This window comes from Mucilaginibacter defluvii, assembly GCF_039543225.1.
GTDB lineage: Bacteria > Bacteroidota > Bacteroidia > Sphingobacteriales > Sphingobacteriaceae > Mucilaginibacter > Mucilaginibacter defluvii.
In genome coordinates this window covers 1182618-1194952 of sequence record NZ_BAABJI010000001.1, presented here as the reverse complement: position 1 = coordinate 1194952, position 12335 = coordinate 1182618, and the positions used below count along the sequence as shown (strand labels likewise).

Below are 12335 nucleotides of genomic sequence, written 5' to 3'. Positions count from 1 at the left end.
TTTTTTACTACTAATTAAAATTGATAGCCGTTTAAATACTACCCGAACCAATAAAATCAATCTTTCTTTTTACTCGCTGGCACCACTTCCGGGTGGGCATTGCCACGATGGCAGCTGTTGCAGTTAACGCCCTCTTCGGCCATCATGCCCAGCTCATTCTTTTTAGCATGGAAGTATTTTTTATTGAGCATGGCGGTCATTTTATACATGTTGCGCGCCATCTCCTTTTCGGGCTTGGCATCGTTCGCCCAGTCCATTTTTTTGGTGGCTGTATCGCGCACGTGGCAAAAGCTGCAGCGCACGCCAAGGGCATGCTCCCATTCTTCCATCACATCATGCATCTGATCCTCAGTGATGTTTTTGGGTAAAACCTTGAGATTCTTAAACTTCTTTTCTTCGGTGGGGGCTTCGCTTTTAAACGACATCATGGATGTACCAGCCACAACAGCCAGTAAACCAATTGTGATAAATGTTTTTTTACTGATCAACATATTCAGGGTGAGATTGAGCAGTAAATATAATGCGCCGCCACACATTTGCAGCCCGATTTCATAAATATACCAACACTGTTACACAGGCGGATGCTGCTTAAGCAACTCTTCGCTCAACTGCCAGAGCTTTTCGCGAGCAGTAACATCATTAGCTGCGGATGATGTACCTGCCACCTTACACTTTTTAAAATAGGATCCGCTTTTTGTATGCAAGCCGGTTTGTGTAGCCAAGTAAACCGATGTCTTTGCTCCCTGCTCGGCGGTAATCATAAAAGGCCTTGCTAATGAAAGCATGAAGCCGGTAAAGCCACCCGTTCCGGTGCCGAACGATGTATTTACTACGCCGGGGTGCACGGCGAAGGCGGTAATACCTTTATCCTGATATTTTTCGGCTACTGATTTGGTGAAGAAGATGTTGAACAACTTAGCCATGCCATACACCCGCATAAGTGAATATTTTTTCTCGCTGTTGATGCCATCCAAATCGATCTTGCCTACCCGATGGGCTTCTGAGCTTAGGCTGATTACACGCGCCTGTCCTTTCTGCAGCAAAGGCAGCAGGTGATGAAACAAGGCAAAATGCGCTAAGTGGTTAACGGCAAATGTTTTTTCAAAACCATCCTTACTTAATTCGCGCTGCGGGAACATACCGCCAGCATTATTGATCAATACGTTTACAGCAAATAATTTGCTTTTCAACTTCTCGGCTGCGGTGTACACACTGTGCAGATCGCTCAGGTCGCATTTTATGCTGTAGATTTCCTTATTGCCGGTCTGCTCGGTAAGCTGCCTCGCCAGTTCGTCGCCGCGCACTACATCCCGCACTAATAAATATAAACCATGCCCTTTTTTAGCCAGCGCTAAAGCTGTTTCCTTCCCTATGCCTGATGTTGCTCCTGTAATAACGGTGGTTACTGCTGCCAATGTGATGAATTTGTTGATCGAAAAAAATAAATATATGCTTAGCTGGCCTGTGCCAGCTTTTCATTTTCAAGTATGCTCAATAATGCCTTTTCGGCAGTTCGCAGCTCAGATGCTTTTTCTTCTTTATCTTCATCTAAATGGCCAATGTATTTAAATAACGTTCCGTCCTCATAGGTTTTTATTACCAGCGGATGCACATAGTATTTTTTGCATACCGTACGGGTATTGCCTAAAACAACTGCTACTTCATCAAGTACGCTTACAATCTTCTTTTTACAGTCCGAGGCATTATCATACTCGCCAGCTTCTTTAAAGGCAAATAAGGCGCTCACACTGCCTGCCCAGGTGCGAAAATCCTTCGCGGTAAAATCCTCGCCGGTAATATTTTTAAGGTAGGTATTTATATCGCCCGAATCAATTGTGCAGCGCTTGCCTTCGTCATCATAAAACTGAAACAGCTCCTTACCCGGAATATCGCGGCATTGCTTAACCAGCCGTGCCAGCTTTTTGCTTTGCAGCGATATTTTTTGATATACACCCTTCTTTCCTTTAAATTCAAAACGCATGTTTGAACCCTCAATCTTTACATGTTTATCCTGTAAAGTAGTTAGGCCAAATGAGCCGTAAAGTTTTTTGTACGATTCGTTGCCCACACGGATGCTGGTCAGTTCCATCAGCCTTACAACCAGGGCTACTACTTTCTCATATCCCATATTCCGGCGTGCCAGATCCTTATCCACCTGCTCGCGTATGGCGGGTAAGTGCGCGGCAAAGGTTTGCAGGCGATAATATTTTGATTGATTGCGTATCTGGTTCCATTCCGGGTGGTAGCGGTATTGCTTCCGTCCGGCAGCGTCAACGCCGGTAAACTGCAGATGCCCGTTCTCATGCGGAGATATCCACACGTTGGTATATGCGGGCGGTATCACCAGTTTGTTGAAACGTGCTATCAGTTCCTTATCTTTAACCAAAGCACCATCGGCATCATAAAAACTCCAGCCCTTGCCTGATTTTTTGCGGGTATATCCCGGCATGGTATCAGTCACATACCGCAAGCCTACGGCTTTGGCGGTTACCTTAGGGTCGCGACCAATTTTTTCGAGTTTTTTTTGAAGACGGTTCATATCAATGTATTGCGTAACAACAATGCTGAAGATTTTAAGTTTGCCAACTATACCCGTGTTTAAGTACATCTGCAATAAACAACAAAGGCCATGCTTACGCATGGCCTTAAAATAATTTATTATATATTAAGCTTACAACTCTCTAACCCAAATATTCCTGAAACTTAGCGGCTCGCTTGGGTCGCCGTGTGCTTGCAGGTAAATTGGTGCCGCACCATGTTTTTGGTACGATGGTTTGCCAATATATTGGGTTGGGCCTAACAGTTCGGTATGGTTTTGTACCAGTACACCGTTCAAGAAAGCAGTAACATAGGCCTTGGTTTTCACGCTGCCATCCTCGTTAAAGGTTGGCGCGGTCCAGATCACATCGTAGGTTTGCCACTCGCCCGGTTTACGGGTTGGGTTTACCAACGGCGGAAATTGCTTGTAGATACTACCCGCCTGTCCGTTAACGTAAGTTTTATTGTTGTACGAGTCGAGCACTTGTAACTCGTAACCCGCATCGCCTTTGCCTATTGAGGCCAGGAAGATACCACTGTTACCCCTGCCCTGTCCTGTGCCGGTAATATTAGCAGGCACACGCCATTCAACATGCAGTTGGTAATTGGTAAATTTACGTTTGGTTACTATGCCCCCTTCGCTTTTTTTCACAGTAAGGGCACCACCAGCCACATCCCATTTAGCGGGCTTGCTGTTATCATCGGCTGATGCCCATTCGTTAAGGTTCTTTCCGTCAAACAGCACAATAGCGTCTGATGGTGCTTCGGCGGTAGTTTTGCCCGGTGTAACCACTTTAGGTACCGGCTCCCAAACCTCAGTATCCTCGGGTTTGGCGTTTTGCGCAAATGCCGATACGCTGCCAAAAGCAAGCAGCAGTGTCAGTATAGTTTTATTATTCACAGTAATTGGTTTTTTATATAGATAATGTTTTTACGTATGAAATGCTTTCGCCAATGCTCACGTAAGGATCAATATTGGTAAAGTTTTCCTGCTCAACTATAAAGTGTTTAACACCTGCTTTTTGTGCAGCGGCAAAAATCGCTTTATAGTCTATTAACCCTTTGCCCACCTCTGTGTTAAGCTCTTTGTTAGCTTTATCGGCATCCTTTACGTGTACCAGTTTAAACCTGTTGGGGTTTTCGTTAAGCATTTTAACCGGATCAAGGTTTGAGCGATAAACCCAGTACAGGTCAAGCTCAAGGGTAACAAGGTTAACATCAGTTTCCTTTAACAACACATCATAAAATGAGGTATCGCCAACAGGTTTCCATTCAAAATTGTGGTTATGGTAACCAAACTTAAGTCCGGCTTTTTTTACCATTTCACCTGCCTTATTGAATTTTTGCGCCATAGCTTTGCACTTGTCAACCGTATCAATCAGTTCGCCGCCCATCCATGGTAATATCACGTAGGTTGAACCGATGATCTTAGCGGCCTCAATGGCTTCATTGATCTCTTTATCGCTGCCATCACGGAAGTATGATTCGATACCGTAATGCCCGCTTGGCGAAACCAGTCCGTTAGCTTTCAGCAACTGACCGTAGGCTTTGGCATCCAATCCCCAAAAACCATTTTGTTTGGAGTAACCATAGGTTTCAACCTCTTTATAACCCGCTTTGGCAATCTTTTCGGTAACGCCTTTTACGTCTTTTGGCAGGTAATCGCGCAGGCTGTAAAGTTGTAAACCAACTTTACTTACACCCTTGGCCGATGACAGATCGGGCCTTAAAAGCATGGCCGCGCCCAGTAAACCGGCCTGACCTAAAAATGTACGTCTGTTTGTCATGTGCAATATTTTTTATTGTTATTTACTTTGATTAAATATCAGTGCTTTAGTTTAATTACAATACAATTTCGGCGTCCTCGGCATCAACACCGGGCTGTGTTTCAACGTGTTTTTTATCACGGAAAAGCAGCAGGAATAACACCAACACCACAGCAGCAATACCAGCCGGAACTAACCAAATAGACTGCCATTGTATCGAACCATCAGAACCTACGTTTGAATCATATATTTTACCTGATAAGATTGATCCTATCAACATCCCTACACCATAAGTGGCCAACGTGATAAATCCCTGCGCAGAACTTTTGAACTTTTCGCCTGCTAGATTGTCTGTATAAATCTGGCCTGTGACAAAAAAGAAATCGTAGCAGATACCGTGCAGAACTATACCGCCTAATAGCATCCAATAATTGGTATCTCCGTTGCCGTAGGCGAATAAAACATATCGTAACACCCAGGCAGACATACCAATAGCCAACATCTTTTTAACACCTAAACGCACAAAGAAAAAAGGAATACATATCATAAAAACAGTTTCAGAAACTTGTCCCAATGATTGTGTTATAGTACTTCCTTTTACACCTGCATCCTGTAAAAAAACGTTAGCAAAGCCGTAGTAAAATGCCAGAGGGATACAGATAGCTACAGAGGCTATGAAAAAAAACAGGTAAGACTTGTTTTTCAATAAACCGATTGCATCAAGTCCTAAAACATCACCAACGGAAACCTGCTGTCCTTTTTTAACAGGAGGCGTAGCAGGTAAAGTGAAGCTAAACAGACCCAAAATCAATGAAGCAGTGCCAGACATTTTAAATGTATTTACCAAAGCAGCTTCACTCCCAAGTTTGTCCCAACTTAACCAACTTACCAAAAAGCCTGCGAATATCCATCCCAAAGTACCCAAAACCCTTATCGGAGGGAATTGCTTTTGTGGGTTATCCATCTGACGGAACGCTACAGAATTCACTAAGGCCAATGTCGGCATATATAAAATCATGTATATTAATATGTTAGGATAAAATGCTGTAAAACCTTCAGAAGTTGAGGCTCTCCATAAAAGTAATCCACCTAATAAATGTAATACACCTAATATTTTTTGTGCCGAAAAGAATCTGTCGGCAATTAAACCGATGATGAAAGGAGCAACAATAGCGCCTATTGATTGAGTCAGATAAGCTGCACCTACCTCTGATCCAGAACTTTTAAAATTTTTTATCAGATAAGTTCCTAAGTTAACAAACCAGCCACCCCAGATGAAAAACTCCAGGAACATCATGGCTGATAATTTAAAGCGGTTAGTAAAGGTCATTTTTTATGGTCTGTTTTGGTTTAATTATTATTTAACCGCTAATATATACTTTACCATCTCTTTTGCATCATTTTTTGACACATTAGGATGCGGGCTCATCGGTATCTGGCCCCAGTTGCCCGAGCCGCCATTTATTACCTTATCGGCAAGCATATCAATATTGGCAGCGGTTGGTTTGTATTTTTTGGCAACATCCGCATACGCCGGGCCGACTAATTTAACATCTTCTTTATGGCAGGTAAGGCAGTCGCTGGCCTTAATCAGTTCGCCGCCTTTTACGGATCCGGCCACAGCTTCGGGCTTCTCGGGCTTTTCCGGCTGTTCTTTTTTCTCGGGTTGTTCCTTTTGCTCAGCCGGAGGTTGAGATACCGGTTTATCAGTCGGCGTTATTGTATCGTTGTCAGCAGCCGAGTCAGTCGCGGCTACTTCTGTCGCGTCAGCAGCGGTAGTATCCGCAGTTTCCGTATTGGTTTTGGTTTCTCCGCCGCATGAGGCGAACAGCACACCGGCTGCAAAAATCAAAAAAAGCTTTTTCATAGGTATGGTATTAAGCTAATGGTAAAAAAGCCCTCTCATTTTGGAGAGGGCTTTATTGAGGTTTTACTGCAACCCCAGTAATCTTCTGTTATACGCTTCGTCGCCGCCTGCTGATGCAAAATCATCAAAGGCATGATCGGTTACGTGGATAATGTGGTTCTTGATGAACTCGGCACCTTCGCGCGCGCCATCTTCCGGGTGTTTAAGGGCACACTCCCACTCCAGCACAGCCCAGCCTTCAAAATCGTAAGCCGCCATTTTGCTGAAGATCGCCTTAAAATCAACCTGACCATCACCTAATGAGCGGAAACGGCCTGCACGGTCAACCCAGTTCTGGTAACCGCCATACACACCCTGACGACCGGTCGGGTTAAACTCGGCATCCTTAACGTGAAACATTTTTATACGTTCGTGATAGATGTCGATATACTCCAAATAATCCAGGCATTGCAGCACAAAGTGCGATGGATCATACAGCAAGCAGGCACGCTTATGGTTGTTCACTTTTTCAAGGAACATCTCATAAGTAATACCATCGTGCAAATCCTCACCCGGATGGATCTCATAGCAAAGGTCAATACCATGCTCGTCAAACACGTTCAGGATAGGTTCCCAGCGTTTGGCTAACTCGGTAAATGCGGTATCAACCAAACCTGCGGGGCGTTGCGGCCATGGGTAAACGGTTTGCCATATCAGCGCGCCGCTAAAGGTTACATGGGCATTTAAACCAAGGTTTTGCGATGCTTTAGCAGCGTATTTTAGCTGCTGTACCGCCCACTCCTGACGCGCCTTGGGGTTGTTACGGTACTGCTCGGGCGCGAAGGCGTCGAACAACTGATCGTAAGCCGGGTTGACGGCAACCAACTGACCTTGCAGGTGGGTTGAAAGTTCAGTGATCTCTAAACCTGCCTCGTTAACAATACCTTTTATCTCGTCGGCATAAGTTTGGCTTTCGGCCGCTTTTTGTATGTCGATATAATGCGGATCATTGGTTGGCAGTTGCACACCTTTGTAGCCTAAACCCTTTGCCCAATCGCAAATAGATTTCAGGTTATCAAACGGCGCGTTAGGGCCAACAAACTGGGCTAAAAATATTCCGGGTCCTTTAATGGTTCTCATATATGTTTTATTGGTTTTAGATCACAAAATCAGTCCACTTTTTATCCGATTTGCCCGAGGCGATCACGTTCTCCACAAACGCCATCCCGCGTACACCTTCTTCCACACCCGGAAAATCAAGCCATACAGCCTCAGCTTCCTTACCTTCAATTGTTGCTTTAACCGTTAAGGCGAAGTTTTTATACAGGTTGGCGAAGGCTTCCAGGTAACCTTCGGGATGACCGGCCGGCGCACGCATGTTACCGGTTACAAAACTACTGGTGTAGCCGCCGCCGGTACGCCATATTTCGGTTGGCTTATCTAGGTACTTAACCAATAAGGTATTGGCTATATCCTGCTGCCACTCAATGCCGCCGGTTTCACCATAAACACGTATTTTAACGTTGTTCTCATCGCCCGCGGCAATTTGGGTAGCCATCAGCACGCCACTTGCACCATTATCGTATTTTAACAGCACCGCGCCGTCATCATCCAGCTTACGGCCTTCAACTACTACGTTGATATCGGCATTCAGCTTGGTGGTTTGCAGGCCGGTAACATATTCGGCCAAGTTAAAGGCATGGGTACCGATATCGCCCATGGCACCGGCTATTCCGCTCTTACCCGGATCGGTACGCCATGAGGCCTGTTTGTTATCCTCTCCTTCTAAAAATGTGCTTAACCATCCCTGCGGATATTCTACATATACCTTGCGCACCTTACCGATCTTACCTGAAGCAATGAGTTGCTTTGCCTCTTTTACCATTGGATAACCGGTATAAGTATGTGTTAAGCAAAACAGCTTACCACTGCTTTTTACTACCTTTTCCAGTTCCTTTGCCTCGTCCAGCGAGAAGGTCATGGGTTTATCCAATATCACGTGAAAACCATTCTCCAAAGCCAGTTTGGTTGGCTCAAAGTGCACATGGTTAGGTGTTACTATGCTGATTACCTGTACGCGTTCGTCCTCGGACAATTGCTTTTCTTTTTCGATAAGCTCCTGGTACGAAGTGTAGGCACGCTCAGGTGATACACCAAGTGCTAAGCCGCTGGCGCGGGATTTTTCGGCATTGCTGCTGAATGCGCCGGCCACCAGTTCATAATGGTCATCAATACGTGAGGCAATGCGGTGTATAGCACCAATAAAGGCACCCTGTCCACCGCCAATCATTGCTAATTTCAGTTTCATCGGTTGTGTTTATATTCTCAGATATTTATTCGCTCAGGCGGCGGGGGCAATTATACACCCAGTTTCCAGCCTTCGCGGTATTCGCGTTTTACGTATTGGTTAACGGCATCAAAGTTGGTCACCTTCATGTTCTGGTTATCCCAGATCAGTTTAATATCATTACCAGGGAACGAACTGCGGCCCTGTGCATCTTTAACCTCAACGGCATGGCCCCTGATTGATAAGTTGGCCATCAGCAATGCCTCGGTTAACGGACCGGCAATCTCAAACGGCGAGCTCACTTCCATTTTACCGTAACCGGCTAAACAAGCCTCAACCCATTGCGCGTAGTGGCCGTTATCGCCACCCGGCACACGTTTTATTGTTTGCGGAACGTTTGCTTCTTTGGTGCGCGAGGTTGGCAACAGTTGCGGGTTAACCGCGTAAGTACCGGCCATCATTTTACCTTTTGAACCAACGAACAGCATACCGTTACCACCATCGCCAAATGTTTCATTAGGGCCAAGCTCGGCAGGCCTTTCCGGCTGTATACCGCCATCCATCCAATGAATGGTTACATCGCCTTTGGTTTTGGCTGTTTTAGGGAACGTCATGGTAATATGGCTTGATGGCGGGCAGCTTTCAGGGAAATAACCTTTCCTAAAGATGTCAGTATAAACCGTACCCACGCTTGATTGTACATCCTTTACATAGGTAAGATCTAACAGACGGAAAGCGGGCTCCATAATGTGGCAACCCATATCGCCTAACGCGCCTGTACCATAATCCCACCAGCCGCGCCAGTTAAACGGTACTAATTTTTCGATATAATCCTTATTTGGTGCAGTACCCAGCCATAAATCCCAATCCAGTTCTTTAGGTATGGTTGCTTTGTTTGATGGCCATGGAATACCCTGCGGCCATACCGGGCGGTCTGTCCAGCAGTAAATGGTATTTACATCGCCGATAAGGCCTGCATCAAACCACTCCTTTAACTGCCTTACACCATCTCCTGATGAACCCTGATTACCCATTTGGGTTACCACTTTGTATTTTTTAGCGGCATCGGTTAAAACACGCGCCTCGTAAATATCGTGGGTTAATGGTTTTTGTATATATACGTGCTTTTTAAGCTGCATTGCTGCCAGCCCGATAATGGCGTGGTTATGGTCAGGCGTTGAAACCGAAACGGCATCAATATGCTTGTGCTCTTTTTCCAGCAGTTTACGCCAGTCTTTATAGTATTTAGCTTTAGGGAAATTCTTTACCGATTCCGCCGCCTCGCGATCATCTACATCGCACAGGTAAGCTATCTCAGCCTTACCGCTTTTGTAGAAGTTGGCAATATCGCTTTTACCTTTACCACCGGCACCAATACCGGCAACTATCAGCTTATCGCTTGGTGCAGTATAACCTTTACCGCCAAGCACGTAGCGTGGCACAATCATGAAACCGGCCGCTGCCAGCGCGCCGCTCTTGATAAAACTCCGTCTCGAATTGTTTTCAGTTTCCTTAGTCATAGTAGTAATACCGGTGTATTATGTTTAATTTAATTGATTTAGAGGTTTCCTTTTTTCATTTCACTAACGGCGTAATCAACCGAGCGGGCGGTAAAAGCCATGTAGGTTAATGAAGGGTTTTGGCAGGCTGTTGAGGTCATGCAGGCACCATCGGTAACAAACACATTGTTGCAGGTATGCACCTGGTTCCATTTGTTAAGGATGGATGTTTTTGGATCATGCCCCATGCGTGCGCCGCCCATTTCGTGAATATCCAGACCCGGCGCTTTGCCCTGGGTTATTTCCTTACGTATGTTTTTGAAGCCGGCCGTTTCAAACATCTCGCCTACCTGCTCCAGGTAGTCGTTGGTCATTTTACGGTCGTTATCATCATAATCAACCGAGATACGTAGTAGCGGCATGCCCCACTGGTCTTTCTGATCCTTATCCAGCTTTACGTAATTGCTTTCTTTTGGTATGGTTTCGCCCATCATGTGCGAGCCTACTCTCCAGCCGCCCAATTGAGGGTTAGCCAGACTGTCTTTTAGTTTACTGCCAACACCTGATGAATCGGTATGCGTTGAACGATACGCGCCTAAACCGGCAGCATAACCACGCAGAAAATCGGTTTCCTGCTTGTAAACGTTACGGAAACGTGGTATATACCCACCACCGGCCGGGTTGCGGCCTTCGGTTTTGAATTCGGTGTATCCATCCACATCGGCATTAACAGTAGCCGTATAAAGGTGAAATGCTACGTATTTGCCCAGCACGCCGCTATCATTACCCAGGCCGTTAGGAAAACGGTTTGAGGTAGAGTTAAGCAATATCATGTTGGTATTTAATGCTGCCGCGTTAACAAAAATAATGCGGGCGTAATATTCAATAACTTCTTTGGTGTTCGTGTCGATAACACGTACGCCGGTTGCCTTTCCTTTGTTTTCATCGTAGATAATCGATTGCACTACTGAAAACGGGCGCAAGGTCATGTTGCCTGATTTCATGGCCCATGGAATGGTTGAGGCATTACTGCTAAAATAGCCACCAAACGGACAACCACGCTGGCAAAGCACCCTGTTCTGGCACTGTACCCTGCCCTGCTCAAAGTGGATTGGCTCAGGCTTTGAAAGGTGCGCGCAACGCGCGCTGATCACGTGTCGGTTACTGTAAGCTTTTTTAACGTGATCGCTAAAATATTTTTCGACTGTATTTAATGGAAAGCCCGGTAAAAATTCACCATCAGGCAGTTCGGCAATACCATCTTTATTGCCCGATATACCGGCAAATTTTTCGACGTAGCTGTACCATGGCGCTATGTCGGCATAACGGATAGGCCAGTCGACAGCAAAGCCATCGCGCGCAGGGCCTTCAAAATCAAAGTCGCTCCAGCGCTGGGTTTGGCGCGCCCATAGCAGCGATTTACCGCCTACCTGGTAGCCGCGTATCCAATCAAAAGGTTTTTCCTGTATGTAAGGGTGCTCTTTATCCTTTACAAAAAAGTGCGCTGCATCTTCATGGAAAGCGTAGCAGCGTGAAACTATAGGATTTTCTTCGCGTACCGATAATGGCATCTCATTGCGATGCTTAAATTCCCAGGGGTACATATTGGTGGTAGGGTAATCAATACCATGTTTAACATCCCGGCCACGCTCAAGTACCAGCGTTTTAAGTCCTTTTCCGGTAAGCTCCTTGGCAGCCCAGCCCCCACTTATTCCCGATCCGATAACTATGGCATCGAAGGTACGTTCCTTAACGCTGTCGATGTTTAAATTAGCCATGCTTTACTGCTGTATTATTGGTTTTTACAGGCACGTCTACATTATACCTGCTCGGTATAAGCTCATAAACCACCTTTTTTGTCATAAAATATTTTGATTGGGTGTACCCCTGTACCGTTTTATCCTTAGTAATGCGGTAAAATGCGTTTAACTCACTGGTGCCGGCCTTTCCGTTTTCAAACGTTAAAAGCAATGCCTCGCGTTGTGCCTGCGGCCATAATGCGAATGGCTTGGCGCTCGTTTTAGCGGCCAACGCTGCAAATTGTTTTAGCCCTTCGGTAAATTGCTGCTGATCCTGCTTGTTGTAGCAATCATCCAGCATAAGCAATACAAAAAGGTGCAAGCCCATGTCCTTAGCGCCTAGGCTGGTTGTTTTAGGTATAATGGTTTCGGCAACCTCGGCAAGTAGTTTTTCTTGCGCAAGCGTAATTTTTACGTTTTTTAATTGTATCAAATTACTGCTGCCCGCAAGCATATCCTTCGGAAAAAGCGTAGCTCCCCCTAATACTAACGCCAGATTTTTAATCGCAACTCTTCTGTCCATTAAACTATTATCAGTGTTGATTTATTTAACGCCACCGTGCGCTAAATGCAGGTTTGACTATAGAAAGCCGTGCTTTC

Annotated in this window: 12 protein-coding genes; all 12 read right to left on the bottom strand. The window is 45.5% G+C overall.

The features are described from left to right. Positions 1 to 56: 56 nt before the first annotated feature. The 12 genes from ABD960_RS05360 to ABD960_RS05305 all read right to left on the bottom strand — a co-directional run bounded on the left by ABD960_RS05360 (position 57) and on the right by ABD960_RS05305 (position 12258). On the bottom strand, positions 57 to 491 hold the full coding sequence (locus ABD960_RS05360) for a c-type cytochrome (RefSeq protein WP_345329888.1): 435 nt from the start codon (positions 489 to 491) through the stop codon (positions 57 to 59). Between the two features lie 78 nt (positions 492 to 569). Next, entirely contained in the window at positions 570 to 1415 is an 846-nt protein-coding gene (locus ABD960_RS05355; protein ID WP_345329887.1) for an SDR family oxidoreductase, read from the bottom strand. A 38-nt stretch (positions 1416 to 1453) separates the two neighbouring features. Beyond that, a complete protein-coding gene (locus tag ABD960_RS05350; protein WP_345329885.1) occupies positions 1454 to 2608 on the bottom strand; it encodes a DNA topoisomerase IB in 1155 nt (384 codons plus the stop codon). Positions 2609 to 2671: 63 nt separating this feature from the next. After that, positions 2672 to 3439, bottom strand: coding sequence for a 3-keto-disaccharide hydrolase (locus ABD960_RS05345; protein WP_228952301.1), 768 nt, complete (start codon positions 3437 to 3439; stop codon positions 2672 to 2674). 13 nt (positions 3440 to 3452) lie between these two features. Continuing rightward, positions 3453 to 4325, bottom strand: a complete 873-nt coding sequence (locus ABD960_RS05340) for a sugar phosphate isomerase/epimerase family protein (RefSeq protein ID WP_345329884.1) — start codon at positions 4323 to 4325, stop codon at positions 3453 to 3455. A gap of 55 nt (positions 4326 to 4380) precedes the next feature. Next, positions 4381 to 5634 (bottom strand): nucleoside permease, encoded by a 1254-nt coding sequence (locus ABD960_RS05335; RefSeq protein WP_345329883.1) that lies wholly within the window; start codon positions 5632 to 5634, stop codon positions 4381 to 4383. A gap of 27 nt (positions 5635 to 5661) precedes the next feature. Then, the gene (locus tag ABD960_RS05330; RefSeq protein WP_345329882.1) at positions 5662 to 6171 is read right to left on the bottom strand and encodes a c-type cytochrome; all 510 of its coding nucleotides are present in this window, start codon (positions 6169 to 6171) and stop codon (positions 5662 to 5664) included. Between the two features lie 63 nt (positions 6172 to 6234). Next, positions 6235 to 7290 (bottom strand): sugar phosphate isomerase/epimerase family protein, encoded by a 1056-nt coding sequence (locus ABD960_RS05325; protein WP_345329881.1) that lies wholly within the window; start codon positions 7288 to 7290, stop codon positions 6235 to 6237. 16 nt (positions 7291 to 7306) lie between these two features. Then, positions 7307 to 8458: a Gfo/Idh/MocA family protein gene (locus tag ABD960_RS05320; protein ID WP_345329880.1), complete on the bottom strand. Its 1152-nt coding sequence runs from the start codon at positions 8456 to 8458 to the stop codon at positions 7307 to 7309. A 50-nt stretch (positions 8459 to 8508) separates the two neighbouring features. Further along, positions 8509 to 9957 (bottom strand): Gfo/Idh/MocA family protein, encoded by a 1449-nt coding sequence (locus tag ABD960_RS05315; protein WP_345329879.1) that lies wholly within the window; start codon positions 9955 to 9957, stop codon positions 8509 to 8511. Between the two features lie 38 nt (positions 9958 to 9995). Beyond that, positions 9996 to 11714 (bottom strand): GMC oxidoreductase, encoded by a 1719-nt coding sequence (locus ABD960_RS05310; protein WP_345329878.1) that lies wholly within the window; start codon positions 11712 to 11714, stop codon positions 9996 to 9998. Continuing rightward, a complete protein-coding gene (locus tag ABD960_RS05305; protein ID WP_345329877.1) occupies positions 11707 to 12258 on the bottom strand; it encodes a gluconate 2-dehydrogenase subunit 3 family protein in 552 nt (183 codons plus the stop codon). The genes ABD960_RS05310 and ABD960_RS05305 overlap by 8 nt, the downstream gene beginning before the upstream one ends. Positions 12259 to 12335 lie beyond the last annotated feature (77 nt).

Coding starts and splice junctions, on each gene's coding strand:
- ABD960_RS05360 (WP_345329888.1), bottom strand. CDS start 491: ATGTTGATCAGTAAAAAAACATTTATCACAATTGGTTTACTGGCTGTT.
- ABD960_RS05350 (WP_345329885.1), bottom strand. CDS start 2,608: ATGTACTTAAACACGGGTATAGTTGGCAAACTTAAAATCTTCAGCATT.
- ABD960_RS05340 (WP_345329884.1), bottom strand. CDS start 4,325: ATGACAAACAGACGTACATTTTTAGGTCAGGCCGGTTTACTGGGCGCG.
- ABD960_RS05335 (WP_345329883.1), bottom strand. CDS start 5,634: ATGACCTTTACTAACCGCTTTAAATTATCAGCCATGATGTTCCTGGAG.
- ABD960_RS05330 (WP_345329882.1), bottom strand. CDS start 6,171: ATGAAAAAGCTTTTTTTGATTTTTGCAGCCGGTGTGCTGTTCGCCTCA.
- ABD960_RS05325 (WP_345329881.1), bottom strand. CDS start 7,290: ATGAGAACCATTAAAGGACCCGGAATATTTTTAGCCCAGTTTGTTGGC.
- ABD960_RS05320 (WP_345329880.1), bottom strand. CDS start 8,458: ATGAAACTGAAATTAGCAATGATTGGCGGTGGACAGGGTGCCTTTATT.
- ABD960_RS05315 (WP_345329879.1), bottom strand. CDS start 9,957: ATGACTAAGGAAACTGAAAACAATTCGAGACGGAGTTTTATCAAGAGC.
- ABD960_RS05310 (WP_345329878.1), bottom strand. CDS start 11,714: ATGGCTAATTTAAACATCGACAGCGTTAAGGAACGTACCTTCGATGCC.
- ABD960_RS05305 (WP_345329877.1), bottom strand. CDS start 12,258: ATGGACAGAAGAGTTGCGATTAAAAATCTGGCGTTAGTATTAGGGGGA.